At 57.7% G+C, this 26,439-nt stretch carries 19 protein-coding genes; 7 read left to right on the top strand and 12 right to left on the bottom strand.

From position 1 onward, the window contains the following. Positions 1 to 51: 51 nt before the first annotated feature. The 4 genes from ABJK56_RS02880 to ABJK56_RS02865 all read left to right on the top strand — a co-directional run bounded on the left by ABJK56_RS02880 (position 52) and on the right by ABJK56_RS02865 (position 5,454). Positions 52 to 1,140 (top strand): ABC transporter ATP-binding protein, encoded by a 1,089-nt coding sequence (locus tag ABJK56_RS02880; RefSeq protein ID WP_347243158.1) that lies wholly within the window; start codon positions 52 to 54, stop codon positions 1,138 to 1,140. Then, positions 1,133 to 2,242, top strand: coding sequence for an oligopeptide/dipeptide ABC transporter ATP-binding protein (locus ABJK56_RS02875; RefSeq protein ID WP_347243168.1), 1,110 nt, complete (start codon positions 1,133 to 1,135; stop codon positions 2,240 to 2,242). Before ABJK56_RS02880 ends, ABJK56_RS02875 begins: the two co-directional genes overlap by 8 nt. Positions 2,243 to 2,671: 429 nt before the next feature. After that, the gene (speA, locus tag ABJK56_RS02870) at positions 2,672 to 4,594 is read left to right on the top strand and encodes a biosynthetic arginine decarboxylase (protein WP_347243157.1); all 1,923 of its coding nucleotides are present in this window, start codon (positions 2,672 to 2,674) and stop codon (positions 4,592 to 4,594) included. Between the two features lie 89 nt (positions 4,595 to 4,683). Then, entirely contained in the window at positions 4,684 to 5,454 is a 771-nt protein-coding gene (locus ABJK56_RS02865) for an SDR family NAD(P)-dependent oxidoreductase (RefSeq protein WP_347243156.1), read from the top strand. 99 nt (positions 5,455 to 5,553) lie between these two features. Here the strand turns inward: ABJK56_RS02865 and ABJK56_RS02860 are convergent, their stop codons facing one another. The 4 genes from ABJK56_RS02860 to ABJK56_RS02845 all read right to left on the bottom strand — a co-directional run bounded on the left by ABJK56_RS02860 (position 5,554) and on the right by ABJK56_RS02845 (position 10,060). Beyond that, the gene (locus ABJK56_RS02860) at positions 5,554 to 6,198 is read right to left on the bottom strand and encodes a cobalamin-dependent protein (RefSeq protein WP_347243155.1); all 645 of its coding nucleotides are present in this window, start codon (positions 6,196 to 6,198) and stop codon (positions 5,554 to 5,556) included. A gap of 109 nt (positions 6,199 to 6,307) precedes the next feature. Further along, positions 6,308 to 6,508, bottom strand: a complete 201-nt coding sequence (locus ABJK56_RS02855) for a hypothetical protein (RefSeq protein WP_347243154.1) — start codon at positions 6,506 to 6,508, stop codon at positions 6,308 to 6,310. 226 nt (positions 6,509 to 6,734) lie between these two features. Beyond that, complete coding sequence (locus ABJK56_RS02850; protein WP_347243153.1) at positions 6,735 to 7,937, bottom strand: uroporphyrinogen decarboxylase family protein; 1,203 nt, start codon at positions 7,935 to 7,937, stop codon at positions 6,735 to 6,737. A gap of 275 nt (positions 7,938 to 8,212) precedes the next feature. Then, positions 8,213 to 10,060 (bottom strand): glycosyl hydrolase family 28-related protein, encoded by a 1,848-nt coding sequence (locus tag ABJK56_RS02845; RefSeq protein WP_347243152.1) that lies wholly within the window; start codon positions 10,058 to 10,060, stop codon positions 8,213 to 8,215. Between the two features lie 382 nt (positions 10,061 to 10,442). Here ABJK56_RS02845 and ABJK56_RS02840 point away from each other — a divergent pair, with 382 nt between their 5' ends. After that, on the top strand, positions 10,443 to 11,984 hold the full coding sequence (locus tag ABJK56_RS02840; protein WP_347243151.1) for a protein kinase: 1,542 nt from the start codon (positions 10,443 to 10,445) through the stop codon (positions 11,982 to 11,984). Between the two features lie 140 nt (positions 11,985 to 12,124). Here ABJK56_RS02840 and ABJK56_RS02835 read toward each other — a convergent pair whose 3' ends face one another. The 7 genes from ABJK56_RS02835 to rpsO form a co-directional block, all read right to left on the bottom strand. Beyond that, positions 12,125 to 13,231, bottom strand: coding sequence for an Lpg1974 family pore-forming outer membrane protein (locus ABJK56_RS02835; RefSeq protein ID WP_347243150.1), 1,107 nt, complete (start codon positions 13,229 to 13,231; stop codon positions 12,125 to 12,127). A gap of 236 nt (positions 13,232 to 13,467) precedes the next feature. Beyond that, positions 13,468 to 14,280, bottom strand: a complete 813-nt coding sequence (locus ABJK56_RS02830; RefSeq protein WP_347243149.1) for a sugar phosphate isomerase/epimerase family protein — start codon at positions 14,278 to 14,280, stop codon at positions 13,468 to 13,470. A 97-nt stretch (positions 14,281 to 14,377) separates the two neighbouring features. Next, positions 14,378 to 16,351: a DNA mismatch repair endonuclease MutL gene (gene mutL, locus ABJK56_RS02825; RefSeq protein ID WP_347243148.1), complete on the bottom strand. Its 1,974-nt coding sequence runs from the start codon at positions 16,349 to 16,351 to the stop codon at positions 14,378 to 14,380. A gap of 109 nt (positions 16,352 to 16,460) precedes the next feature. Then, positions 16,461 to 17,891, bottom strand: coding sequence for a sigma-54 dependent transcriptional regulator (locus ABJK56_RS02820; protein ID WP_347243147.1), 1,431 nt, complete (start codon positions 17,889 to 17,891; stop codon positions 16,461 to 16,463). Further along, positions 17,839 to 18,642: an ATP-binding protein gene (locus ABJK56_RS02815; protein WP_347243146.1), complete on the bottom strand. Its 804-nt coding sequence runs from the start codon at positions 18,640 to 18,642 to the stop codon at positions 17,839 to 17,841. The genes ABJK56_RS02820 and ABJK56_RS02815 overlap by 53 nt, the downstream gene beginning before the upstream one ends. Before the next feature lie 209 nt (positions 18,643 to 18,851). Then, positions 18,852 to 21,059, bottom strand: coding sequence for a polyribonucleotide nucleotidyltransferase (pnp, locus tag ABJK56_RS02810; RefSeq protein WP_347243145.1), 2,208 nt, complete (start codon positions 21,057 to 21,059; stop codon positions 18,852 to 18,854). 114 nt (positions 21,060 to 21,173) lie between these two features. Beyond that, positions 21,174 to 21,443 (bottom strand): 30S ribosomal protein S15, encoded by a 270-nt coding sequence (gene rpsO, locus ABJK56_RS02805; RefSeq protein WP_095414049.1) that lies wholly within the window; start codon positions 21,441 to 21,443, stop codon positions 21,174 to 21,176. A 625-nt stretch (positions 21,444 to 22,068) separates the two neighbouring features. Here rpsO and ABJK56_RS02800 point away from each other — a divergent pair. Both ABJK56_RS02800 and ABJK56_RS02795 read left to right on the top strand, forming a co-directional pair. Beyond that, positions 22,069 to 22,722, top strand: a complete 654-nt coding sequence (locus ABJK56_RS02800) for a tetratricopeptide repeat protein (protein WP_347243144.1) — start codon at positions 22,069 to 22,071, stop codon at positions 22,720 to 22,722. Between the two features lie 661 nt (positions 22,723 to 23,383). Next, positions 23,384 to 25,975: an ATP-dependent Clp protease ATP-binding subunit gene (locus ABJK56_RS02795; RefSeq protein WP_347243143.1), complete on the top strand. Its 2,592-nt coding sequence runs from the start codon at positions 23,384 to 23,386 to the stop codon at positions 25,973 to 25,975. A 116-nt stretch (positions 25,976 to 26,091) separates the two neighbouring features. Here ABJK56_RS02795 and ABJK56_RS02790 read toward each other — a convergent pair. After that, positions 26,092 to 26,439 (bottom strand): hypothetical protein (locus ABJK56_RS02790; RefSeq protein WP_347243142.1); only part of this gene is annotated, 348 nt, incomplete at its 5' end.

Raw genomic sequence — 26,439 nt, 5'->3', positions numbered from 1 at the left:
CTTTTGGTGACCGAGCATCAGTTAGTCCCTGATTAAAAGAAAAACTATTCCATGCCGGCTTCCGTGCAATCTGAAAACACACAACCACAGACGACACGATTGAATCCTCTGCTGCGGGTGGAGAACCTTCGGACATACTTCTTCACTGAAGAAGCCGTTCTCCGCGCGGTAGACGACGTATCGCTGGAAATCTACCCCGGCCGGACATTGGGGCTGGTGGGTGAGTCGGGGTGTGGCAAGTCGGTAACCGCCCTGTCGATCATGCGGCTGGTGGCACCGCCCGGCCGGATCGTCGGCGGCAGAATTACGTACCACGATGAAGACGGCCTGCGCGTTCTGACCGAGCTCAGCGAACCGGAGATGCGGAAAGTACGGGGCGGCAAAATCGCCATGATCTTCCAGGAGCCCATGACCTCTCTCAATCCCGTGTTCACGGTAGGCTCACAGATTCTGGAGGCCGTTCGCCTCCACCACCGTGAAGAAGGGAGTGGTGGCCGCATCTCCGCGGAACGCGCCAAAGAGTTGATGATTGACTCGCTCAAACAGGTGGGGATTCCCGACGCGGAAAAACGCTGGCGCGACTATCCGCACCAGTTCTCCGGCGGGATGCGACAGCGGGTGATGATTGCCATGGCTCTAGCATGCCGCCCGAAGTTGCTCATCGCCGACGAACCCACCACCGCCCTGGATGTCACCATTCAGGCCCAGATTCTGGAACTCCTCCGCGAAATCCAGCAGAAGCAGGGAATGGCCGTCCTCATCATCACTCACGATCTCGGGGTAGTCGCGGAGCTGGCGCATGAGGTGGCGGTCATGTACGCGTCCAAAATTGTGGAGCGGGCCCCCGTGGAAACGCTGTTCACGCAGCCCCTCCATCCCTACACGGTGGGCCTTTTGCGATCGCGCCCCCGACTGGGAGAAGATAAGGGAAAAAAGCTGGCCACCATCAAGGGGAACGTCCCCAATCCCAAGGATTTCCCGCCCGGTTGTAAGTTCCATCCCCGGTGCGACTACTGTCAGGAAATTTGCCGCCAACAGGAACCGGAACTCCGCCCTCTGGCTCCCGGTCACTGGGTGCGATGCCATTTTGCTGGGGAACTTTCCTTCGACGATGTTCCGACAACCCGAAACAATGGCTGACTCAATCCTCCTTCACATTCGTCACCTCAAAAAGTACTTTCCCAAGCGGGAAGGACTGCTTTCCCGCATCACCCGATACACCCGAGCAGTGGACGACGTGTCGTTCGCCATCCGCAAGGGTGAAACGCTCGGCCTGGTCGGTGAGTCCGGCTGCGGCAAGACAACCCTTGGCCGAACGATTCTCCGCCTCATCGAACCAACGAGTGGGGACATCTTTTTCGCTGGGCGGAATATTGTGACCTGCCATGGTGCAGAACTTCGCAACCTCCGGCGGTCCATGCAAATCGTCTTTCAAGACCCGTTCAGCTCCCTCAATCCGCGAATGACCGTGGGAAGTATCGTGGAAGAGGGCCTCATCGTCCACCCTGAATTGCTCCAGGGAAAGAAAAAGGGCGGTTCCTCCGAAGTTTGGCCACGGCTTTCCAAGGCAGAACAGCAGCAAAGGCGACGGGAGCTGGTGGCCGCCATCCTTCGCGAAGTCGGCCTCGACCCGGATTTGATGACGCGCTATCCGCACGAACTTTCTGGTGGCCAGCGCCAACGCGTCAGTATCGCTCGGGCGCTCGTCCTTCGCCCCGATTTCGTCGTTCTTGACGAGCCACTTTCAGCCCTGGATGTGTCCATCCAATCGCAAATTATCAACCTGCTGGTCGAATTACGCGAAAAGCATGACCTTACCTATCTTTTCATTTCGCATGACCTTTCCGTGGTGGAATATCTTTCCGATCGCGTGGCGGTCATGTACCTGGGCGAAATCGTCGAGCTGGCGGAGAGCCGCCGTCTCTATGCCGAGCCTCTCCATCCGTACACGCAGGCACTTCTGTCGGCCATTCCAACCATGGACCCCAAAAGCGGACGCCAGCGAATCATCCTGGAAGGCGATCCGCCAAGCCCCGAGAATCCTCCGGCTGGCTGTCGCTTTCACCCACGCTGTCCTCGGCGGATGGACATCTGTCGCACGGAACCTCCGCGAATCCTTAACCTGGACGGCCACTACGTTCGATGCCATGCCGTGGAGAAGGACCTGGCCTGTCGGGGCGAATTCGTCGAAGAAATGGACGCGCCAGAATCTGTGGCCAATTCCGCCTCGCCGATGTCCTAAACTCACCCGCGAAAAAAACAGGAACAAGCCTGGCTAGCCGTGTCATTTCAGCCGACTTTTTTTCCGCCCCAGTCCCCTGCCAGAGACGTCGCACTTTCCGGGTGCTGTTTTTCACCTCGGGCTTGCTTTTACCCCCTTTTCACTGGGCGGTAATTGAATACGATACGGTAATTGAAGGAAGTCCGCGCGTCATCGCAGAGCGGTTGTGGTTGGTCCAGCGAGAGCGGGCGTCACCACAAGGCAGCGGGAACGGCATCTTCGGTTGGCTTTTGGAGGCGGTTTGGCTTGAAACGCCGAGTCCAGAGCAGGTCAACCGTGGTTTGTTACTAGACGATGAAGGAGAAACTACAGAACCATCCCACCGAAACAAACGGCAATTTCGGCAGGGTAACTTCAGGCCCTAGGACCAGGGAGAGGGGGACCACGCCCATGCTGCAACTCGATGCCCAAACACGTCGATGGACGGTGGCCGACGCCGAGGAACTCTATGAGGTCCGGAGCTGGGGTAAGGGATATTTCTCCGTTAACGCCGCCGGGCATGTTTGTGTGCACCCCGAAAAAGATCCCAAGCGCTCCATCGATCTCAAACACCTCGTCGATCGCTTGGTCGTTCGCGGCATTCAGACGCCGGTTCTGATCCGGTTTGGAGGCATCCTCAAGCACCGTCTTCAGGAGATCAAGAACGCCTTCAGTGAGGCCATCCGCGACCACAACTACACGGGCGGGTACCACCTCGTTTACCCCATTAAAGTGAATCAGCAGCGGCAGGTGGTGGAGGAGATTCTCCGCTACGGAGCGCCCTACAAGTTCGGCTTGGAGGCCGGCAGCAAACCCGAACTATTGGCCGTCATTGCCCTTGCCGATAACGACACCCCGATTGTATGCAACGGGTTCAAGGACGCCCGATTTATCGAGACGGCCATGCTGGCCCAGAAAATGGGCCGTAACATCTTTCTGGTCGTGGAAAAATACACCGACCTGGAGTTGATCCTGCGCTACGCCCGGGAGGTGGGAGTTCGGCCGAATATCGGCATCCGCGTCAAACTGGCGGCCATGGGGTCTGGACGATGGCAATCTTCGGGAGGCCATCGTTCCAAATTCGGCCTGACGGTGAGCGAAATTTTGCGGGCCTTGCAGGAACTGAAAGAGCACGGAATGGCCGATTGCTTCAAGCTGCTCCATTTTCACCTGGGAAGCCAGATCACCAACATTCGCCACATTAAGGCTGCCCTGACCGAAGGCGCCCGCGTGTACGCCGATCTCTATAAGCAGGGTGCCGGTTTGGAATACCTCGACGTGGGCGGCGGACTGGGTGTGGATTACGACGGTTCACAGACCACCTTTGAATCCAGCGTTAATTACACCCTAGAAGAATACGCCAACGACGTGGTCTACCACATCCAGCAGGTCTGCGATGACGCGGGGGTCCCCCATCCCACGATTTTCTCGGAGAGCGGTCGCGCCGTTGTGGCCTACAACAGCGTTCTCGTCTTCAATGTGTTGGGTGTCGCTGATCGAGGCGAAAATGGAATCCCCGAAAAGATCCCCGAGGACGCCGAACAACCCCTCCATGACCTCCTGCAAACTTACGAGGGGCTCAATGTCCGCAACCTTCTGGAAAGCTTCCACGATGCCCAGGAAGCCTTGGAAAACACCATCAATCTCTTCAATAACGGCTATATGTCCCTTGAGGAACGGGCATACGCAGAGAATATTTACTGGGCTATTTGCCGCAAGATTTACCGGCTGATGCAGCATCTGGATTATGTTCCGGAGGAGCTGGAGGTCCTCGAATCGCTGCTCAGTGAAACATATTTCTGCAATTTTTCACTGTTTCAGTCCCTGCCGGATAGCTGGGCCATCAAACAGCTCTTCCCCGTCATGCCCATCCATCGTTTGACAGAACAACCAACACGCCGCGGTATCTTGGCAGACATCACCTGCGACTCCGACGGTAAAATCGATCGGTTCATTGATCGACATGATGTCAAACGTTCGCTGCCCCTCCATGATTTCCGCGGGGAGCCGTACTACATTGGCGTCTTTCTGGTGGGGGCCTACCAGGAAATTCTCGGCGACCTCCACAATCTCTTCGGCGACACGAACGCGGTGCACGTAGGACTGGACGAAGACGGTGACGTCGTGGTGGAGACAGTGATTAACGGTGATACCGTCCGAGAAGTGCTTTCCTACGTGGAATTCGATCCCAGCACCCTCGTGGTTCGGCTGAGAAATAGCCTCGAGGAAGCAATTCGGCGGGGCCGCATCGACGATCGCCAGGCCGGAAGATTGCTCCGTTTCTACGAGTCCGGGCTGGAAGGGTACACATACTTGGAAAACCCAGCCGAATAACCCGTCTTGCAGAGTCGGTGACCCGGCTTGTCCCGGGCTTTGGCAGATCGGGAAATGCGTTACTTGCTGGCTTGATAAGGGAAATCGCCATGAGAGATACCATTTTCAGCCTTGCAGGGCGAACCGCGTTGATCACAGGTGCAAGTCGCGGCATCGGTCGGGCCATTGCCCAGGTTTTCGCCCAGGCAGGCGCCGATCTGTTTATTTGCAGCCGCACGGAAGAGGCCATCCGCAAAACGGCTGAGGAGCTTTCGCAGAGCACCGGGCAGCGAGTGGAATGGCTGGCTGCCGACGTCGCCCGACGTGAGGATACCGATCGCCTCGCCGCGGAGGCCCTTGCCCGCATGGGCCACATTGACATTCTCGTGAACAATGCGGGCTGGAATATTCCCCAGGCTATCGACGAGATCCAGGACAAAGACTGGGACTACCTCGTGGAGCTCAACCTGACCAACGCCATGCGTCTGACCCGGGCGTTGGTCCCCAAAATGAAGGAGCGGCGCTGGGGACGGATCATCCACATGTCCTCCATGATGGCGCTGGCCAGCACGGCCAAGCGCAACGCGTATTCGGCGACCAAGGCGGCACTTGTTGGAATGGCCAAGGCCAGCGCGCTTGATCTGGGGCCATTCAACATCACGGTCAACTGTATTGCGCCGGGTCCCATCGCCACGGAAATGCCCATGAGCCTGCTCAGCAAGGAACAGCAGGAACAAATCGTTTCCCGCACTGCCCTGGGCCGATGGGGAGAGCCGGAAGAAGTGGCCTGGCCCACCCTCCTTTTGGCGAGCGAAGCCGGCCGGTACATCACCGGGCAGGTCATCGTGGTGGATGGTGGCTGTCTGGCGCGGATCTTTTGATGCACTCTTCGGATCGCCCTGCCACGATCGGCACCCACGTCAATTACCCTATGACCGGGTGGACATTCAGCCCTGCGATTGAACTTCACCTCGGGACGGCTACTTGAGTCCCGCCACCTGACAGGCGAACTTAAGCCCATCCACCGCTGTTTTGCCGTAGAAATCGCAGCCAGCATTTTTGGCGAGAAGCTCACTCGCCGCAGCACCACCGACCATGATCGCCACCTGGTCCCGCAACCCCGCATCACGAATCGCATTGACCGTGGCGGTCACCGAAGGATAGCAGGTGGTGAGAAGAAGACTCATTCCCACCACGGCGGGTTGATGCTCACGGATGGCCTGCACAAATCGCTCGGGGGGCACGTCCACGCCCAGATCAATGACCTCAAAACCCGCACCGCGAAGCATCATGACCACAATGTCCTTCCCGATATCGTGGACATCGTGCTGAACGGTCCCCATCACCGCCTTCGCGCGCGGACCGGCCGTCCCGCTACCCACGTCCCGTGTGAGATGAGGCCCGAGCTCGGCCATGATGTTCTTCATAATCAGACCGCCGAACATGAGATCCGGGAGAAAGCATTCCTCCCGGGCGAAGCGATTTCCCAGTTCCAGCATCCCCTCGTTACACTGCGCGAGGATTTCCTGAGCCGGCACACCCGCGGCTAGCTGCTCCCGAATCAGCCGCATTGCCGTCGCTTCATCACACCACGCGATCGCCTCGGCCAGTGTCTTTTCGCTCATCCTCTCAATCCTCAGAGAACGCGGGGGCGGGCCGTTTCCCCTCACCCGATTCCCCCATCATCACGGCTTTCTAACCAAAACTTCCCCCAAGGTCCGCTTCGGGCACCGACTAAAACGACAGCAACACCTGCCAGATATACATATATCCAAGGGCGTCGATATTCTCCCAGATTCTCTTCACTAACGCTTCATTGCCCTTGATCTCGCCCAACTCACGGCGTTTTTCCTCCCACGGGATACATGTTCCCGGCGGCCGAATACCGCAACCGGGTTGGGTTGACACGTCTTTCTCGCGTGTTTCGTCCACCATGGCCAATCTCCGTCATGGGCACAACACAAACTGATATTCGCGATCGTTCCTGACGCAGGTGCTCTCTTTGTCACTTAATACTATCCAGCAAACAATAACTTGGCGTGATGGTGCACATCCTGCAACCTAACTGAGTCAATGATTTTCTGTTCGCCCACCGACCATTATCAGCGATAGACACACAGATTGCCTTATTTGAATGTGGATCAAAAATTGATTTAAAAAATCAATACACCCCGTACTCACGAGTGAACTCCGTCATGGCCTTGACGTTTTCTATTTTGGTATCATTCTGCATGATGGCACTGGCATCCATGATATAACCGCCATCACGCGCCACGCCATCAATGACTTTTTTGCAGTACTCACGCACATCCTGTGGGGTACCAAAGGCTAGCAAGTCATTCGGAATTCCGCCGCTGATACAGAATTTATGTCCCACTGTTCTGTAAACCTCGAAAATATCTCCCCGATCAACATGATAGACAATACTTAAATCGGGGAGCTGCGCAATATATTTCAAATTGGGATTCCATTCCCCTTCGGCATAGAATAACACCTGATATCCTTCCGCCCAGAGAGATTCGATAATCCACTTTAAAGTCGGCCAATAAAAGCGCTCAAATTGCTGGGGTGAAAGAAAGGGCACGCATCCGCGATGCATCCACAAGCCGATGGGGACATTCTTTTGCGGATCGGCACCTGATTTGGCCACCTGAAGAAGGTGCGGGGCGAGGGCTTCACATGCCTTGAGCACTTTGTCCGGCTGGCGGTAGAGGTCCAAACACAATTCCTTATATCCCCGCAACTTATCGGCGAGGATATCAAAAGGCGCTTTGAGGATCCCCGAGATCGCTGAGACGGTGCCCGTCTCCCGCTGCAACCGTTCCACCTGCCGTCCCAAGGCGTTGAAGTAGTCAAGCATCGCCATGGCACCCAGCACGAACGACACGTTATTTCGAAACGTGTTGGGCTGGCCGGGCGGAACCACGTCCCGCGATACTCGCGGCAACCAAACGTTGTAAAGGTAGCCCGTCGGATCTTCAATGAGCGCGTCATACTCGTCGGGACGCATCCAGGCGTTTTCTTCAGGTGGCTCCAGATACTGAAAGGGCACATCCGCCGGAAGATCGACGCCAGGAATCGCGTAATACCGCAGGTTGATCGCCTGGACGAGCCCTGTCCAAACGTAAACCATATTGGGCACCACGGCGTCCCAATCGAAGTCGGCCGCACACCGAATGACGGCGTCGAAGGCCTTCTCGTAATCGTGGGTCACTTCCTGGATCGTGTAGCCGGCGTAGACAGCCGTGAACTCCGCCACAAAAGGCCGGATCGGAATGCGGTCCGGTTTGCCCTTGCGCATGGCCGTCACGTAACGGCGGAGCCGTTCCTCATACCGCTGCTCCATGGAATCGAGCACGGCCATTGTTCCCTCCCGAAACCAGAAATTCTGCGCGAAATGATGTGCACACTGGTGGCGCAGATCACTTTCCCCTTGCCCAATCGCGGCAACGCCCTGCAGACCCCTCCGAGGACGATTCCTGCACGATTGACACGGAATTAACCCAAATGTGCCATTAATATGCCACACCGGCGGTGGGCCTGTCAATCGGCGGCCACAATCAAATGGTCCCCACCGTGCTCGCAGCAATACATGGGCCGGAGACCGTTCACGCCTGGCACCACTCCCCGGGGCGCAAGCTACGGAGTTTGCCATTCTCCTGTGTTTGCGTCAAAGATTTTTTCGCCCGCCCCTTCTCCTTTCATAATGAGTGAAAACACTTGAATTCCAAGAACCCGCCGATCGCTGGATTGTTTGATCGATTCGGCAGGAATCCAGCCGGGCGAGCAGATCCGCAGGACCACTTTTTCTGAGTTCTGGGCAGGAATCTGAACTTTGTTTTCCCCGGACTTCAATGCCGTGAGCACTTGGTCGCCCACGGTAACCGTTATTTCCTTACCGTCGAGCGCCTTCGGAACACTTACAGTCAAAAGTAATTCGTATGATCGCCCAGGCTCAATGGGCAGAATCAACTGCGATTTGGGCGTGCTCCAGCGAAAGGTTCGATCACTTTTTTCCGCACCGTACCACCCGAGCAAATACCGTGAGTCCCCCGGCTGGCCAATATGCAACCGGTAATGAAGGCGTGCTTCCGGCGTCCATTGAATGGTGTCCTCCGCATTGAGTCCCATCTGGACCTTGCGTCCCGCTTCATTATTGACCCGTAAACCCCCAGGCGCCTGGTTGGCAGTCACAATGACCGAGCGGACACCGCTGTGAACATGGATGTGCTGGGCGGCATCACGATCAAAAGTGCACCCCTGGATGGTGGCGAAGCCCGCCTTAATCTCGACCGCTGGAGATCCCTGATTCGCGGTATCCCATTCACAGAAATGGCATGTCGAGAGCGTTAATTGGGCGCGAGGACTCTGCATTACCACACACCGATCGATGGGGCCCCAGAACGAACAGTTGACCAGACTGACCTTTCCCTGCACATCCGGACCGACCTCCAGAGTCACCGCATCCTCGCTTCCCCATCGACCCACGAACTCTCCATTGGTGATGAGCAGTCCGGGCGGCTGAGCCTGTTCCACCACCACCGCCCGCTGACAGGAATCCGCACCGATCCCCAAGAAATTCCCATTGGCGCTGCCGTGGGCCGACTGTGAAAACTTATAGCCAATCCCATATCCAAAGCAGAAAGTGTTGATCACATAATGCCAGTCAGTACGGGCAAACTCGAAGGCCACTCCATTGAGGTTGATCCACTGGCAGTAAGGGTCGTCCGGTCGATAGCGGACCCCGAACGGCCAGAAGTGGACGTTCTCGATTCGGCCGATGTCGTAGCATTCATCGACGTAAATTCCCCGTTTGATAGGATACCCCGTGACGTTGCGAACGAGGTGGCGGTGTGCCCGAATCAGCCGAATTCCCTCGTAAGGATTGACCAAAAGACAGTTTTGGATGGAAACGTTTTCGGTGTTGGTGGAGGCAATGCAGGGAGGATAGGGCACCGGAGGCACGTCCTTTGGACTCCACTCGGGGTAGACGACGGCAATTCCAGCCACGGTCGCATGGTTGCCCGCTAAACGTAGAAAGGGCTCACCTTCTTCGCTTCCTCTCCCCTCATACGCGAGGAGCACGGTTCCCGCTGGTGTGGTTTGACCCCATCGCGCCGTTGTGGGAGCGGTCTGGAAAACACCTTGTAAGGTCACATTGGCAGGGATGATGAGATGCCCCTCGATGCGATACACGCCGGCGGGAAGTTCCACAATGCCGCCCCCCATTTTTTCGGCCCGGTGGAGCGCCTTCTGCAGGGCCTCCGTGCAGTCCGTCTTGCCGTCCGGTACCGCTCCAGCTTCGCAGGCGTTGATTCGAAAAACCGCGACGGTGGACGGTATTTCCGGTGCACCCGGCAACGTCGGGTGCTCTGCCAATGCGACGCTCACCGCCATCATGGCACAAAGGCACAGTACACACAGGAATAGCCGTGTCAGCGGTTGCCAAAGAGTTCCCTCAGTGCATGCTTTCCCTATCGAGCACATGGGCATCTCCTGCAGAAAACAATCTTGTCAAAGGCAAGACCTTGCGAAGCGAGAAAGCCTCTATGATACATCAGTTTGTGCAAGCTGGGAGAGGCGTGCAAAAAGGGCAGGGTTCTGGTCGGATCTGTGTTGTATATCTGAGGGTACAACTGGCCGTCCCAAAGTGGAAATAATTCCCGGAACGTGGTAAGTTAAATAGCGATGGAGAAGTGCGTCGAATTCTGCCCCATACTTTAGGCCAGCACATGAGGGGAGGTGGGAAAGGAAGCGTCCATCCCAAGGAAAACCGCTGAGTGATACCGGCCTCGGTGCGAGTCTGAAACGAGGGGAAGTTTGGGCACCTATGTGAGAGGGATGAAAACCTCGGGTAGCGAGACTTTCCATGACGGTCGAGCAATTCCTCGATCTGGTGAAACGCAGTCAACTGGTCGAGGCCGACCAGTTGCAGAAGGTGGTGAAGCAATGGCTGCCACCTGAGGGAAGTTCTTCGCTCACCGCTGAGGAACTGGCCGACAAACTTGTCGAGGCCGGCCTTCTCACCCGCTGGCAAGCTGGAAAACTCCTGGAAGGTCGCTACAAAGGTTTTTTTCTGGGCAAATACAAATTGCTCGACCACCTCGGCACCGGGGGAATGAGCAGCGTGTATCTTGCTGAACACGTGCTCATGCAGCGGCGGGTGGCCATCAAGGTCCTGCCCAAACACCGCGTCAATGATGCTTCTTATCTGGCGCGATTTCACCGTGAGGCGAAGGCGGCGGCCGCTCTCGACCATCCCAACATCGTTCGCGCCTACGACGTAGACAGCGATGGCACGAATCATTACCTGGTAATGGAGTATGTGGAGGGACAGGACCTCCAGCGGATGGTCCGAGAAAAGGGCCCCCTGCCTCCTCACATGGCAGCCGAATATATCCGCCAGGCAGCGGAAGGCCTTCATCACGCCCATCAGGCAGGCCTCATCCATCGCGACATCAAACCCGCCAATCTCCTTGTGGATAAAAAGGGTGTGGTCAAGTTGCTGGACCTTGGTCTGGCGCTTTTTTCGGATGACGACCGCGCGTCACTGACTCTCGCCTACGACGAGAATGTACTGGGGACCGCCGATTATCTCGCCCCGGAACAGGCCATCGACAGCCACCGCGTGGACCTTCGGGCGGATATTTACAGTCTGGGCTGCACGCTTTATTTCCTTCTGACGGGGCACCCTCCGTTCCCCGAGGGGACGCTGGCCCAACGCGTCATGAAGCATCAGCGGGAAATGCCGCCCGACATCCGCAAGGAACGCCCAGATGTGCCGGACGATCTCGTGGCCATCTGTATGAAGATGATGGCCAAGAAGCCTGCTGCCCGCTTCCAATCGGCAGCCCAGGTGGCCGAAGCGTTGCGGCTGTGGCTCGTCAATCACGGCTATCAGATTCCAGACGAGAGCACGCTCCGGCGCACCGCAACAGCAGCCCCAACGGCGGGACCTGGAGTGCTCCAGGCGGCGGCGACAAAGCTCCCTTCTGCCAAACCGATCAGCGATGCGACCGGCGCCAAGCCGATGCCCTTGCCGGTTGCCCAGGCCCTGCAGGACACGTCCGGCAGTGCACCGCTTCCCAAAGGCAAACCGCTGGGAGATTCACCCACGACCCCAACCCTGCCGGTGGCCAAACCCCTTGTGGAAACGCTCCCGATCCCAAAAGAACTCACGGACGAGTCCACCGACATGGGAAGCACCGGTCAGGCAAGCGACATCCCTGGGCAACCAGAAACGGCGGCCGCGGTCCCGGTCCCTTTAGACGTCGAAGAAGATCCACTTTTAGCGATAGTCCGCCGCGATCGGGCGCGCCGGGCCCCACCCATGCCAGCGTGGATCTGGCTTGTGATCGTCGCTGGTTTGATCCTCGCTGCGGTCCTTGCCGCAATTCAGTTTCTCCGATGATCCCCGCGCGCATGTTTACGTAATCGATTCCTGGCAACTCCAAACATCCAACAAAAAACACTCGCTGCTTGTCGAACAGCGAGTGCGAGCGGGAACGATGTCAGGTGTTTCTGCTGGGGGACGCTGGAGCTAGCAAACTATCAGAAGCGGATTTCCGCCCGTCCCACCAAACCATCGAACACCACAGTGTCATCCATGCCACTGAAATTGTTGCTCTGAACACCGCGGATGAAGGTGTCGGCGTCCACCGCATTGAACCAGGCGCTCACCATGTAACCGACGGTGAACATCACACAACCGTTGTCGCTGACCCAACCGCTACCCAACTCAAGATCAAGGATTGGAACCACCCGGGAAGCACGCCAACGAGTATCCACTTCCACACTGGTGAAGGACTGTCCTTGGAAATACCGGGCACGGAAGTCTCCTGCCACAAAGCTGGCGGCACTGCGGCCGTAAACCAGCAGGTTTGTGTTCTGGAAGTGGCGTTCGCCTTCTAGTCCGAGCCGAATTCCACCACCATAAAACCGGATGTCAGTGAGGACGTTTTCCACGCCGTTGTTAAAGAACGTGGAAGAAAAATCCTGTTCCAGTTGAGCATATCGACCACCGACCAGCCAGTTCCACGAACCATAACAATTGCTGCCGAAAATGTGGCGATAATCGGCATCGATTAACTGAAAGTCCACATCGTTGCTGGCGACTCCACGCAGGTAATCGGCGGCCGCAGTCAGAGTACCCGGATGAGCCACGAGAGAGCGCAAGACAAGCGGGGCGTCTGTGCTAAGCGAGTCATTAGAGTTGCTTTCAAAGAAGGTGTAGCTGACACCCGCACTCGAGCATTCATCTACCACCCGACCGACCCCGACTCGGAAACCGGAGTCGAAATCGATGTCGGCGTTGGCGATCCGGCCAACCTGAATGGGAATATCGCCAGTGCCGATCGCCCCATTGATCGCAACAGCCCACGGGACATCCACGTCAGAAGGACGGAGATAAAGGTACTCACCCCAGACCTGCCAGACCGGAAGGCGGCCGGTCGGACATGCCTCTGCCGGAGCGCCGGAAGATCCCTCCGGAACGGGAGTAAGTGGCTGCGGAGCCGGACCTCCCTGTTCAAAATATCCCACCGGGAAGGCGGTTCCCCAGGGATTGGGATACGCGCCGGAGGATCCCCATTGAGCCATTGCCGTTCCGGCAATTAAACCACTTGCTGCCAAAACTGCTAAAAACGTCCGTGTTTCCATGGCGTCCCCCATAGACTGGAAAGACCATCCAGAATTTCAAAAGCGCATCCGTGCTTCAGACGGACAGCGTTTCCGCTCGTATCGAGAATATCGCTTTTTCGCAGGGCTTCCGGAAAGAAAAACAGCACGAAAAGAAAAGATTGCGCATTTATCGCATCTTAACAATCAGTTCTCGCTGATTTCTAACGGGGGCGTCCTTTTTACTTTCCCGGCGAGGGGGCCATCCCACGGATTGGTCACAGCGAAAGGAGAAGGTCTTTCAATCTCTGGCGTGTGTGCAGGAGCTGCTCGGCCGGTTGGGGCCATTGCTCCATGATGATCAGTCCATCATACCCCCGTTCCTTGAGGATCCGGAACATTGCGCGAACGCCGGAGTCGTCCATCCTAGCGGGTCCCGTGAAAAGGGGCAGGTGACTATCACCATCCCCCCAATTCTCGTGCACATGGAGATGAATGATGGGAACCTGCGAGGACAGTTTTTCCAAGAAACCGACATAATTGTTCCGCGTCGCTGCGCAAAGATTGGCGTGCCCCATGTCAAAGCACAATCCCACCTGACCGGGCACATACCATTCTTTCTCGCGAAGAAATGCGAACAGATCGTTGAATTCTTCCGGCCCTACGAAGACAGTATTTTCCACGCTGATCTTGATTTGAGCGGGAGTGGCCGCTTCCATGATCGGACGCAGGGCCTCGGCAAAGCCTTCCACGCCCTGCGTACCGTGGTAGTAGATGTTCACCAGTTTGGCACCAATGTCACTAGCGAACTGAACGCTGCGGAGCACGTCCTCCCGGCCTTCCGGTGTGGTGATATCAGCCTGGCAGCGGGCATGGACGCTGTAGGCAATGTGTTTTTGCTCACCCGTCTGGCGAATCTGCCGCCGGTCGTACTCGTCTGCGTCTTCCTGACACCAGCCCCAGCCGTGCCGTTTATCGTTGAACCATTCGAAGGCGTCAAAACCGTGTTCCACGGCGAAGCGATAGGGATCCGTGGGATCAGTCGCGCTGAACGCCGTCTGGTTCCCGATCCGCAAAAACGGCCAGGCCATTGGTTGTACCCTCCCGTTGCTAAAGCCCATTAAAGTCCCACATCAGTATAGATGCACATCCCGTCAAAAAGCAACAATACAGGGGAATCCCAGCGCATTATGTTCGGCGGAAGTAGCGATCGAGTTCCTCACGCGAAAAGACCAGCATTGTCGGCCGACCGTGCGGGCAATGGTGAGAATGAAGCACCTGGCGGCTTTGTTCCAAAAGCGCCCGCACTTGTTCCGGAGCAAGCCGTTCCCCTGCTTTGATGGCTGCCTTGCAAGCCAGGCTGTGAAGAATGCTGTCCAGCAACGTGGCGCGGTCCGGCTGGCTTCTTCCCTCGGCGAGTGCGGCTAGCACGGAGCGGAGCAAATCCCCGGCCGACATGTGCCGGAGCATGGCCGGATAACTGTGCACGAGCACCGTTGTTCCGCCGAAAGGCTCGATGGAGAGACCTAACTCAGCAAGAAGTTCTTTGTTCTCCAGGGCTAACGCCGCCTCCACGGGAGAGAGGTCCACGGGCTCGGGGATGAGAAGTTGCTGGGTGGTCAACGGACCATCCTGGAGGCTTTGTCGAAGCTGCTCATAGAGAATCCGTTCATGCAGCGCGTGCTGGTCGATGACCACCAGGCCCTCATCGCTTTCGGTAATGAGATACCGGTTGTGGATTTGGAGCACCTTCGCCGGCGCCTCGCTGCCCAGCCCCAGCTCCGGATGGGCACCCTGTTCCACTTTTCGCCCAAGCGATTCGGTAGTTTGACCGAAGTCTGACGCACCTGAACCGGCAGAGCGGAGCTCCACAACGGCTGTGGCGAGGTCTCGCTTGTGTTCAGCTCGTTGCTCCCCGGGGGCGATGGTCTCTCCTGATCGCAAAGCCGGTCGGGCGGTTTCACTGGAATACAAGGAAGCATGGGCAAAATCCGACACGGCTTTCGCCGTCTCTGAGCCCGTGGCCAAATTTCCTGCCAGTCTTTGCTGAAGTTCCCCTTTCGCCCATTCCACGATCTGCTGACGCGTCGCCCGAACTTTTTCTGGATCGTGGGGCGAGCGCCAGGAATCGCCGTCCTGCTCGGGGGTCGGTGCAGGAATACGCGTGCTGAGGTCACTGCTAAGAAATTCCCTGCGTAGCGTGCCGAGGAGCTGGCTGTAGAGCCTCCCGCTATCCAGAAAGCGCACCTCCTGTTTCGTGGGATGGACATTCACATCCACCATTTCGGGCGGCATTTCCAGGACCAGGAAAGCCACCGGCTGGCGTCCCACGGTCAGAAGGCCCCGGTAAGCCTCATTGAGGGCGTGCTGAAGATTGCGATCCCGGATGGCTCGACCATTTAAAAACAGAAATTGCATTTTTGCATTGGGGCGACTGAACGCCGGATGGGCCACATATCCGTAAAGCCGCACCGGCCCATCTTCGCTGGAAACCGGAATGAGGGAGTCCGCCAGATCCTGGCCGTAAAGCGCTGCTATTCGTTCCAACAGACCGGCGGCTGCCGGCAACTGGAGGACCGGCCGATCGTTATGCGTCAGGGTGAAATGCACGCGGAAATGGGCCAGCGCCAGTTTTGCCACGGTTTCTGAAATATGGCCCAGTTCCGTCGTTGTGGAGCGGAGGAACTTTCTTCGCACCGGGGTATTGAAGAACAGCTGGCGGACCTCGACGACCGTTCCCACAGGGCAACCGCACGGCGCAAGAGACCGCACCAGACCGCCCTCCACGTAGATTTCCCCACCGGAATCGGAATCTGGAGTGCGACTGCGAAGACGAAGATGACTCACCTCGGCAATGGAGGCAAGCGCTTCTCCCCGAAATCCCAGCGTGCGCACGTGGAAGAGATCTTCCGCATCCCCGATTTTACTTGTCGCGTGACTGGCGACAGCCAGCTCCAGGTCTTCAAAGGCGATGCCGCAACCATTGTCGGCCACGCGGATGAATTCGATACCGCCCTTGGCCACCGCAACATCAATCCGCGTGGCACCGGCGTCCAGGGAGTTCTCGACGAGTTCTTTCACCACACTGGCCGGACGTTCGATAACCTCGCCAGCCGCGATTTTGTTGATCACACTCTGGGGAAGACGGCGAATCTTCGCCATCCGAACCTCCGTTGACTGGTTCTATCGCCCCCGAAAATTTCAACCTCAATTTCCTTCAACAGCACCCGACAACACCAATTGTTGGGGCGATCGGCAGGAGAGAAAAGAGTCACGACAACCCGTATTCCTTGATTTTACGATAGAGCGTGCGCTCACCGATGCCGAGAAGCCGGGCAGCTTCCTCACGGTTTCCGCCTGTGGCGCGGAGCGTCTCCGCAATAAACATCTTCTCAATTTCTTCCAGCGGCTTGCCTACCAACGCGGCTAAGGACACATTATTGGCGTCCGTGCGACGGGTATCGCCATCCGCAAATTGCTCCGGTAGATCGTCGACATCGAGGATGCCATCGTAATCCACGACGGTCATGCTCTCGATAACGTTGCGCAGTTCCCGGACATTTCCTGGCCAGGAATACATCTGCAAACGGCGGCGGGCAGCAGGGGTCATCCCCTTGATATGCTTGTTGTGTTTTTTGGCGAACATTTTCATGAAGTGGTCGATGAGGATGGGGATATCCTCCGCCCGCTCGGCCAGACTCGGCAGCCGGATACTGACCACATTGAGACGGTGGTAAAGATCGCGGCGGAAGCGTCCCTCCTCCACCAGCGCCTCCAAGTTTTGATTGGTCGCCGAAAGTACCCGAACATTCACCTTGATGGGATCGTTGGAACCCACTCGCGTGATCTCTCCATTTTCTAGAACGCGCAGCAATTTGATCTGCGTGGCCATGGGCATATCGCCCACTTCGTCGAGGAACAGCGTGCCGCCGTGGGCATATTCGAACTTTCCCACCCGATCCGCGCAGGCATCCGTGAATGCTCCTTTGACGTGACCAAACAACTCACTTTCCAGGATGTTTTCGCTAAGCGCCGCACAATTGAGGGCGACAAACGGCTTGTTTTTTCGGGGGCTGTTTTGATGGATGGCCTGCGCGATGAGTTCCTTGCCCGTCCCCGTTTCTCCAAGAATGAGCACCGTGGCATTTGTGGGGGCGATTCGTTTGACTTTTTCCAGCACAGCGCGCATTTGTGGGCTGTTACCCACAATGCCTTGGAATCCGAAGGTTTCGTCCAGCCGGCGATGGAGTTCCACATTCGTCCGCCGGAGCTGAACACTCTCCACCGCCTTTTCCGTCACCGCACGCAGTTGCGCCAGATCCAGGGGTTTGAGCAAATAGTTGAAGGCCCCCTCCCGCATGGCGGTGACGGCCGACTGAATCGTTCCGTGACCGGTCACAAGGATAACCTCCGCTTCCGGTTGTTCCTGCTTCGCCAACCGGAGGATATCCAAGCCGTCAATTTCGTTCATCACAAGATCGGTGATAATGACATCAAACTCTTCTTCTCTGATGAGTTTCGCGCCCTCCGGTCCCGACGTGGCAAGTCGACACTGGTACCCTTCCCGCTCCAAAGCCTCCGCCATGACCTCCGCATGAGCGGGGTCATTATCGATAATGAGGATTCGAGCATTGGGGCGGTCCTTGATGTCAACCGCCACTGATTTGCTTTTCTGCTCTGGGGGACTGAGTCGCTCGCTCATCACTCGCTACCGTCTCTCCTGGCAATTGTCGGGGGATGGGAAGTTTAATGGTTATTTGCGTGCCGTGGCCGACCTCACTCTGGGCCGTGATAGAACCGCCGTGGGCCTCGATGATTCGCCGGGCAGTGGGCAGTCCCAAACCAGTCCCGCCCCGTTTTGTCGTGAAAAACGCGTCAAATGCATGGGCCAGCGTTTGGGCATCCATCCCGCAGCCATTGTCGATCAAATCAATGACCACACCCTCGGGAGAGGGAACCGTGCGGACAACCAGTTCCCCACCCTGGGGCATCGCCTGCAAAGCATTGATTAACAGGTTCTGAAGCGCCGTCTGAAAGGCCGCACGATCCAGCAACACCGTTGGCAAATTGCTGGCTAGAAAATCCATAATGCGAATGTTCGACTCCCGTGCCTGCGCCGCGTAGAACTGCAAGGCACGTCGGATCTCTTCATTCAAGTTGGCCGGTTCCAGATTGAGCCGATCCGCCCGGGTGAACTTCAAGAAGTCGTCCAGAATGCTTTGCAATCGTTCGCATTCCCGCTGAACGATCTGGATGCGGTTGAGCGCTCGCCGTTCCCGCGGATTCTCTGAATTGGCAAAATCTTCAGCCAAAAGTTCCAGATTGAGTCGGATTGTCGAGAGAGGATTTTTGATTTCATGGGCCAAGGCACCGGCCAGGCGCGCAAGCTCCGTGTACTGGTCGATGAGCCGCTGGGACACATCATCTCGCACACGGGAGGAATCGCCGTCCATTGTGCCCTTCCGTCGAAGGAGAAGCCTAATCCTGCCGAAGCTTGCCGCTCGTGACTGTCGGCGGCCACACCGGTTCCCCAGACGCGCTACCCGCCGTTCCCTGTCATCATACAGGATGCCCCAAGCCGGTACAAATAGGCAGTGGGCCGGACGGTCGCCAGTCCAAAAGCATCGGCTGCCTGCTGGGGGGAAGGAGGCAAAATCCTGGTCTAGGTACGCCGTCGGTGGCTGGGCGGTTGTCGCCGTTGTGGCGGCTGGTGAGGTGGAGTCGTCCCGCCACTCGATGAGCTGCCGCCACCCTCCGCTTCTTTCTGCTTTTGTGCCAGTTCGCGGAGAGCGCTTTTCCGACTGAGCTTCACCCGATCCTGATCATCGATGGCGATCACCTTGACGGGAACCGTGTCACCCACCTTGCAGATATCCGAGACGTTTGCCACATATTCGTCAGCCAGCTCGCTGATGTGGCACAGGCCGTCTTTGCCGGGCAGAATCTCCACGAACGCGCCAAAGTCTTTAATGCTGGTGACTCGACCGTCGTAGATTTTTCCCACCTCGATGGTCGCCGTGACGGCCTCCACCTGTTTGAGCGCAGCCTGGGCGTCTTCCAAACTGTACGCGGCGATGGTCACCGTTCCATCGTCTTCCACCTCGATGGTGGAATTGGTCTTTTCCTGGATGCTGCGGATTGTTTTTCCACCCGGCCCAATCAGCATGCCGATCTTGTCCGGATCGATCTTGGTCCGCAGCAACCGCGGTGCAAAGACCGAGATATCATCTCGCGGCCGTGAAATCACGGATAGCATCTTGCGGAGGATCTCAATTCGCGCTTCCCGCGCCTGCTCCAGGGTGGCGCGAATGATGCCCTCGTGAATGGAGCGGACTTTCAGATCGAGCTGGATGCCGGTAACCCCGTTCTGAGTCCCCGCTACCTTGAAATCCATGTCCCCGAAATGGTCTTCATCCCCGATGATGTCGGTGAGCAGGAGCCAATTATCGTCCGATTCTTTGATCAGCCCGATCGAAATCCCCGCCACGGGATTGCGGATCGGCACACCCGCAGCCATCAAACCCAACGTGGCGCCGCACACTGTGGCCATGGAGCTGGAACCGTTAGATTCCAGAATGTCGGAAATGATCCGGATGGTGTAGGGGAACACCTCCGGGTCAGGCAGGACCGGCTCCACACTCCGTTCGGCGAGATTCCCGTGTCCGATCTCTCTCCGGCTGGGTCCGCGAATCGGCCGGCACTCACCCACCGAAAACGGCGGGAAGTAATAGTCCAGCATGAATTTCTTGCCGTACTCCTCCATGATCCCGTCCACCAACTGCTGGTCACGCGTGGTGCCCAGTGTCACGGTGATCATGGCCTGCGTTTCACCGCGCTGGAACAGGGCCGAACCATGTACCCGCGGCAAGACGTCCACCTTGCAGGTGATCGGGCGGAGTTCCTTGACGCCTCGGCCATCGGGTCGCTTGCCGCTGAGAATAAGATCGCGGACCACCCGCCGCTCGAGCTCGTGCCAGGCCCTTTCGAACTCCACGATCGGTGGCGCTCCCTCGGCCGTTGGATCGGGAATCGTTTCCAAAAGGGCTTTTTGCTTGAGTTGCTCGACGGCCTGGGCGCGCTCCAGTTTCCCTGGCACCTGCTTGGCTTGCTTGAATTCTTCGTAATAGCGCTCTTTGAGCTGGTCGTACAACGGGCTCGGCGGCAGAGGCTCGAACGAATTCTTGACGGGTTGAACCTGAGCAATCAACTCTTTCTGCAGATCGATGACCTGCTTGACGTACTCGTAGGCTGCCATAATGGCGTCGCCCATCACGTCTTCCGGCACTTCTTTGGCAAAGCCTTCAATCATGACGATGCCTTCCTCAGTGCCGGAGACGACGAGGTCCAGCTCGCTTTTATCGAGCATCTCCTCGGTGGGGAAAGGCACAATCTGACCCTCGATGAGCCCCACGCGCACCGAGCCGACCGGCCCCAAAAACGGGATCGGCGAGATGGCGAGGGCAGCAGCCGAACCGATCATCGCCAGGACATCCGGGTCATTCTGGCGATCCGCCGCCATCACCATCGCCTGGACCTGAACTTCGTCCATAAAACCTTCCGGGAAGAGCGGGCGGATTGGCCGGTCGATCAATCGCGAGATAAGCACTTCGCGGGGCGTCGGGCGGCCCTCTCTTTTCAGAAACCCTCCAGGAAACTTTCCCGCCGCCGCGTAGCGTTCGCGGTAGTCACAACTGAGCGGAAAGAAGTCAACCCCCTCTCGCGGCGGGCCAGTGGTCACCGCACAAAGAACCACCGTATCTCCATACCCCGTGAGGCAGCAGCCCGCAGCCTGTTTCCCCAACTCCCCCGTTTCAATCCATAACGTTTGAGCCCCAATACGGCGTTCGACTCGGACTTTCAATGTTGTCACCTTTCCAGCAAGGTCGCTTTTGAGAGGTCGCCACACCGCCCGCCGAGGAGCCGAAATGGCATCCGTAGCCGGAATGCCAACAAATCGTCGACCGGGTGCTGCTCGCGAGAAAAATCACTTGCGGAGCTGGAGCCGCTGGATGATCGCGAAGTAGCGATCGGGAGCCGTCCGCTTGAGATAATCCAAAAGCTTCCGCCGCCGACTGACCATCATGAGCATGCCACGTCGGCTGGCGAAGTCTTTGCGATGGACCTTCAAATGCTCGGTGAGAGCCTTAATCCGCGTGGTCAGAATCGCGATTTGAACTTCGGGCGAACCGGTGTCTGCCTCGCTGGTCCGAAACTGCTCAATCAGCTCGCGCTTTTGTTCTTTGGTAATGGACATCTCAGCTCCGCACGCTCCACAAATTTCCCGTCAACCGAGCACCCGCCGGAAATCCCGCAAGGGCGGTATTCGACCTCCACTCTGACAAAACCAAACCTTTCTTTCCCATCCACCAAATCTCTCACCACTCAGTGTACCGCCCGCCCCTAACCCTGAAAAGGGAGCCACCGCCCGGGTCGCCCCCTGGACCCTGAACCACAGCCAGGTCTGCAAGTCCCCGGCCAGAGCCACCAGACGGCCGGCCAGAATGCCTGCGCCCGGTCCCGAATCATTCCCACTCCTTCCAAGAATTGACGAGCAGCGAGAGATACAACCCGGTACGGGCAATTCATAAATTGGTCCTATTAAACTGGGTGTCCCCATGCGGGACGGCTTGCCGAGTGATTCACGAGTGAACCTTGCGAACGGAACCGCCGGGCCAGATCGTCTTGCCCGAATACCCCAAAAGGGGCTAAACTTCCCAACGGTCTAGAAGTCTGCCGCGGGTGTTGTCCTAGCAGTCCCCGCACGTTTGCACACAAGGGGAAACCAGGACGACGTTGACCCCTATTGCGTATGGCATGAAACACCTATTAAGATGGGTTCCCAATGACGTGATTTTAAGATTACTGATCGAGCTGTGTTGATGAAAACCCGCACTTGGTATCTGTGGCTGGTCCCCGGTTTAGCCCCGCTTCTTTTGCGACCCACCTGGTCGGCCTGGTTGGGCAGTGTGCTTCTTTCGGCAATTTTCCAGGTGGCCCTGGCCGCCACAGTACTTTGGCCGGAACTTCTTCCGCCGGATGCGCGAAACGCTCTCTGGGTGGTGTTTTTTGGGGGATGGATCGCCGGCCTTCTGCTCTCGTGGCGGTTCGTCCGCAAGGAAGAGCAACTCGCCAGCGAGCGCGAGGTTGACGACACATATCCGCAGGCGCTTCACGCCTATCTTCGGGGCGACCGCGCGCTGGCCGAGTCTCTGCTCCGCAACCGTCTCCGGCGGGATCCACAGGACGTTGAGGCCGCTCTCTTATTGGCATCGGTATGGCGTCGCCAGGGCCGTTTGACCGCTGCCCGGTCACTCCTTTCCAAATTGCGGAAAGTGGAACGCGCGGCGCCGTGGCTATTCGAGATCGAGCGAGAACTGGAGATTTTGGACCGGCTGGTCGTCGCCAAAGATGATGAGGAACAGCACATAACCAGCGAGGCGGCGGAAAATTTGCCCGCTTCAGCAGCCCATCCGACAAGGCCCTCGCCCGGCCCCCCAGCCGTGGCCCAGCCCCCGGCGGCCAAGGCCGCATGACAATTCAGCAAGTGGCGTGGGCAATCACTCGAACTGGGTGAACTTCCGGCCAAAACACCGTGTCGGTACAGAACCGAACAACAAACCCCGGCAGAGTCCCATCGCACTCAACACCGCAGCAAATGGAGGCAAAAAAGCCAGATGTTTTGTCCCTCAAAGACCGAGGAGCCGGCGGCAGGTATAATTCCAGTGGGGGATAGCCAAAAAGAGACGAAAGCGAAAGATTGTGATGCAAAAGCGACAACATACACTGCCAAATTGGCAGTTCGCAAAGATGGCCCGATGGGGTAAATTATTGTGTGATGTGCAGTCGTTCTTACCCCGCCGGGCATTTTTTGATAGGGGGGATTGGCGAGGTAGGATTTTTTGGGGAGGAAGCAGAGGAAACGATCCACAAGAGAGGGATAATTGTTACACACAGGCGAAAGCACCCGAGAGAAGAAAAAATGTTGCAGACTTTTTGGCCGGAACGCGAGTTGCACGAGCAGATCGTGGCAGCCCTTTCGCCTGGCCAAAAGTTGTCGTCGGCTCATCGGCGACGATCACGCGGGAGGGCGGTAAACGGTACAATTAACGGTTGGGCAAGTAGCATTGAGGTGTGATCGGACGTCCACCGCAATCGATCGCCCTCAATGAGAAAAAACGAGAGGAAGGCACGACTATGTTCGAACGATTCACTGATCGCGCCCGAAAGGTCATGCAGTTGGCCAACCAGGAGGCGCAGCGTTTCAATCATGAATACGTGGGTACGGAGCACATCCTGCTCGGCCTCATCAAAGAGGGGAGCGGGGTGGCGGCCAACGTGCTGCGCAACCTGGATGTGGACCTCAAGCGGATTCGCAATGAGGTCGAAAAGCTCGTCCAGAGCGGTCCCGACATGGTGACCATGGGACGGCTTCCGCTGACGCCGCGCGCTCGTAAGGTCATCGAGTACGCAACCGAAGAGGCGCGAAATCTCAATCACAATTACATTGGGACTGAGCACCTCCTGCTTGGCTTGCTCCGTGAGCAGGAAGGCGTGGCGGCTCAGGTGCTGATGAACCTCGGCCTCAAGCTCGAGGAGGTCCGGGAGGAGGTTCTCAACTTGCTCGGTCACGGTAGCGAAGCCGCCGAAACTCCCGATCGTTCGGGTGGATTAAGTCAGGATGAAGCGACCGCCGGTGATCCTTCCGCGCGGGCAAGCCGCTCGCGGACTCCGGCGCTCGACAGCTTCGGCCGGGACCTCACCGAATTGGCCCGGCAGGGCAAGCTCGATCCGGTGATCGGGCGTGAAAAAGAAATCGAACGCACGATGCAGATCCTCTGCCGGCGGACCAAGAACAACCCAGTCCTCTTGGGTGAGGCGGGCGTCGGTAAGACCGCGATCGTGGAAGGTTTCGCGCAGAGGATCGTCAAGGGCGACGTCCCCGAGATTCTGCTCGACAAACGGGTGGTGGTTCTCGACCTCGCCATGATGGTCGCGGGAACGAAGTACCGCGGTCAGTTTGAAGAGCGAATCAAAGCGGTCATGAACGAAGTCCGCCGGGCGGGCAATGTCATCCTGTTCATTGATGAGCTGCACACGCTGGTCGGTGCCGGTGGTGCAGAGGGTGCCATCGACGCGTCCAATGTCCTCAAACCGGCCCTCGCCCGCGGCGAAATCCAGTGCATCGGTGCGACCACTCTCGATGAATACCGCAAATACATCGAGAAGGACAGTGCTCTCGATCGCCGGTTCCAGGTCGTGATGGTGGAACCGAACACCAAGGAAGAAACCATCGCGATCCTCAAAGGACTCCGCGACCGCTACGAGAAGCATCACCACGTCCAGATCACCGACGATGCCATCGTGGCGGCGGTGGAACTCTCCAGTCGGTACATCACCGGCCGGTGCCTACCCGACAAGGCCATCGACGTGATCGACGAGGCAGGTGCCCGCGTGCACTTGAAGTCGCTGACCCGGCCACCCGACCTCAAGGAAATCGACGAAGAGATCGAGCGGCTCAACAAGGAGAAAGAAGAGGCGGTGGCCAATCAGGACTTCGAGAAAGCCGCCAAACTCCGCGACCAGGCCGACAAACTCAAGAAAAAGAAGGCCACGATGATGCGCGAATGGCGCGAGAAGTCCGCTGCCGCGGATGGTATCGTAGACGCTGAGGTGGTGGCCGAGGTCGTCTCCAAGATGACCGGCATCCCGCTCACCCGAATGACCACTGAAGACTCCATCCGTCTGCTCAAGATGGAGGAGGAGTTGCACAAGCGGGTGGTCAGCCAGGACGAGGCGATCAAGTCGATCGCCCGGGCAGTACGGCGGAGCCGGAGTGGTCTGAAAGACCCGAAACGGCCGGTGGGATGCTTCATCTTCGCTGGTCCGACGGGTGTGGGTAAGACGCTCCTCGCCAAGGCCCTCGCCGAGTTCATGTTCGGCGATGAGGACGCCCTCATTCAGATCGACATGAGCGAGTACATGGAGAAACACAACGTGAGCCGCCTCATCGGTGCGCCGCCGGGTTACGTCGGCTACGAAGAAGGCGGACAGCTCACGGAAAAGATCCGGCGTCGGCCGTACTCGGTCATCCTCCTCGATGAGATCGAGAAGGCCCATCCGGATGTGTTCAACATGCTGCTCCAGGTGATGGAGGAAGGGCGTCTGACGGACAGCTTCGGCCGTAACGTGGACTTCCGGAACACGATCTTGATCATGACCACCAATGCGGGTGCCGAGGCGATCAAGAATGAGGCCGCCTTCGGCTTCCAGAAGCCCGACGATGACACGAGCTACGAGAATATGAAGCGGCGTGTCATCGAGCAGATCGAGAAAGTGTTCCGACCCGAGTTCCTCAACCGCGTCGACGACATCATCGTCTTCCGGCATCTCACGCAGAAAGACCTGTGCGACGTGGTAGAACTCGAGTTGGGCAAGGTCCGTCAGCGGTTGGCCGAACGCGGGCTGTCCCTCGTGCTCACCGACGAGGCCAAAAAGCTCATCATCAAGCGGGGTACGAATCTCGACTTTGGTGCCCGACCTTTGCGGCGTGCCATCGAGAATTACATCGAAGACCCGCTTGCCGAAGAGCTCCTCAAAGGTGAGTTCGAAGGTAAGGACACGATCGTGGTCAAGGTCAAAGACGTCGGCGGTAAGAAACAACTGGTCTTCGAAGGCGTGGTGGGCAAGCCTGAGCTGCCCCCGCCGGGTGAGGCCAGCGCCGATGAGCCCGAAACCGCGGGCGTGTCTGGGGGCGAGTCCGGTACTCCGCCAGTTAGCCAGAACTGAGCGCTGATGCGCCTCGAGCGAAACAGCGATACCAACCCTGGGCGGCTTCGGCCGCCCGGTTATTTTTTCTCGGCACCCGATACATCTAAATAAGCGGCTGTTTCATTTTTTGGCTTTCAGCGGCCACCGCTGGAGGGTGCTATCGCGATGACAGCCGCGGGCATACCGATCCCAGTCACGACGCCACCAGTCACCGAGGCATCCTCACCTCGCACGCCATACTCCGAGTGCCCTCCCTCACCGATTCGCGTTCGGGCTGTGATCGGCACCAGAGGCACCGCAGCTTTTGCAGCCGATATCTGCGGGGCCATGTTTGCCTGTGCCGCAGCTCTCTCGATTCTGCTATCTTCCCGAGGAACGATCGTCTTCACCCCCTCCTGTCTCAGCAGGGCGAGAAACTCCGACGACATTTCCCGAAGAACGATCACTTCACTGGGCGCCTGCGGTTGATTCATCGGCCGAAC

This window comes from Thermogutta sp. (assembly GCF_039793925.1).
Lineage (GTDB): Bacteria > Planctomycetota > Planctomycetia > Pirellulales > Thermoguttaceae > Thermogutta.
This window is presented reverse-complemented; position numbering and strand designations above follow the sequence as displayed.

Excerpts from the sequence above, each read along its gene's own strand:
- ABJK56_RS02880 (WP_347243158.1), top strand. The coding sequence starts at position 52 with ATGCCGGCTTCCGTGCAATCTGAAAACACACAACCACAGACGACACGA.
- ABJK56_RS02875 (WP_347243168.1), top strand. The coding sequence starts at position 1,133 with ATGGCTGACTCAATCCTCCTTCACATTCGTCACCTCAAAAAGTACTTT.
- speA (WP_347243157.1), top strand. The coding sequence starts at position 2,672 with ATGCTGCAACTCGATGCCCAAACACGTCGATGGACGGTGGCCGACGCC.
- ABJK56_RS02865 (WP_347243156.1), top strand. The coding sequence starts at position 4,684 with ATGAGAGATACCATTTTCAGCCTTGCAGGGCGAACCGCGTTGATCACA.
- ABJK56_RS02860 (WP_347243155.1), bottom strand. The coding sequence starts at position 6,198 with ATGAGCGAAAAGACACTGGCCGAGGCGATCGCGTGGTGTGATGAAGCG.
- ABJK56_RS02855 (WP_347243154.1), bottom strand. The coding sequence starts at position 6,508 with ATGGTGGACGAAACACGCGAGAAAGACGTGTCAACCCAACCCGGTTGC.
- ABJK56_RS02850 (WP_347243153.1), bottom strand. The coding sequence starts at position 7,937 with ATGGCCGTGCTCGATTCCATGGAGCAGCGGTATGAGGAACGGCTCCGC.
- ABJK56_RS02845 (WP_347243152.1), bottom strand. The coding sequence starts at position 10,060 with ATGTGCTCGATAGGGAAAGCATGCACTGAGGGAACTCTTTGGCAACCG.
- ABJK56_RS02840 (WP_347243151.1), top strand. The coding sequence starts at position 10,443 with ATGACGGTCGAGCAATTCCTCGATCTGGTGAAACGCAGTCAACTGGTC.
- ABJK56_RS02835 (WP_347243150.1), bottom strand. The coding sequence starts at position 13,231 with ATGGAAACACGGACGTTTTTAGCAGTTTTGGCAGCAAGTGGTTTAATT.
- ABJK56_RS02830 (WP_347243149.1), bottom strand. The coding sequence starts at position 14,280 with ATGGCCTGGCCGTTTTTGCGGATCGGGAACCAGACGGCGTTCAGCGCG.
- mutL (WP_347243148.1), bottom strand. The coding sequence starts at position 16,351 with ATGGCGAAGATTCGCCGTCTTCCCCAGAGTGTGATCAACAAAATCGCG.
- ABJK56_RS02820 (WP_347243147.1), bottom strand. The coding sequence starts at position 17,891 with ATGAGCGAGCGACTCAGTCCCCCAGAGCAGAAAAGCAAATCAGTGGCG.
- ABJK56_RS02815 (WP_347243146.1), bottom strand. The coding sequence starts at position 18,642 with ATGGACGGCGATTCCTCCCGTGTGCGAGATGATGTGTCCCAGCGGCTC.
- rpsO (WP_095414049.1), bottom strand. The coding sequence starts at position 21,443 with ATGTCCATTACCAAAGAACAAAAGCGCGAGCTGATTGAGCAGTTTCGG.
- ABJK56_RS02800 (WP_347243144.1), top strand. The coding sequence starts at position 22,069 with ATGAAAACCCGCACTTGGTATCTGTGGCTGGTCCCCGGTTTAGCCCCG.
- ABJK56_RS02795 (WP_347243143.1), top strand. The coding sequence starts at position 23,384 with ATGTTCGAACGATTCACTGATCGCGCCCGAAAGGTCATGCAGTTGGCC.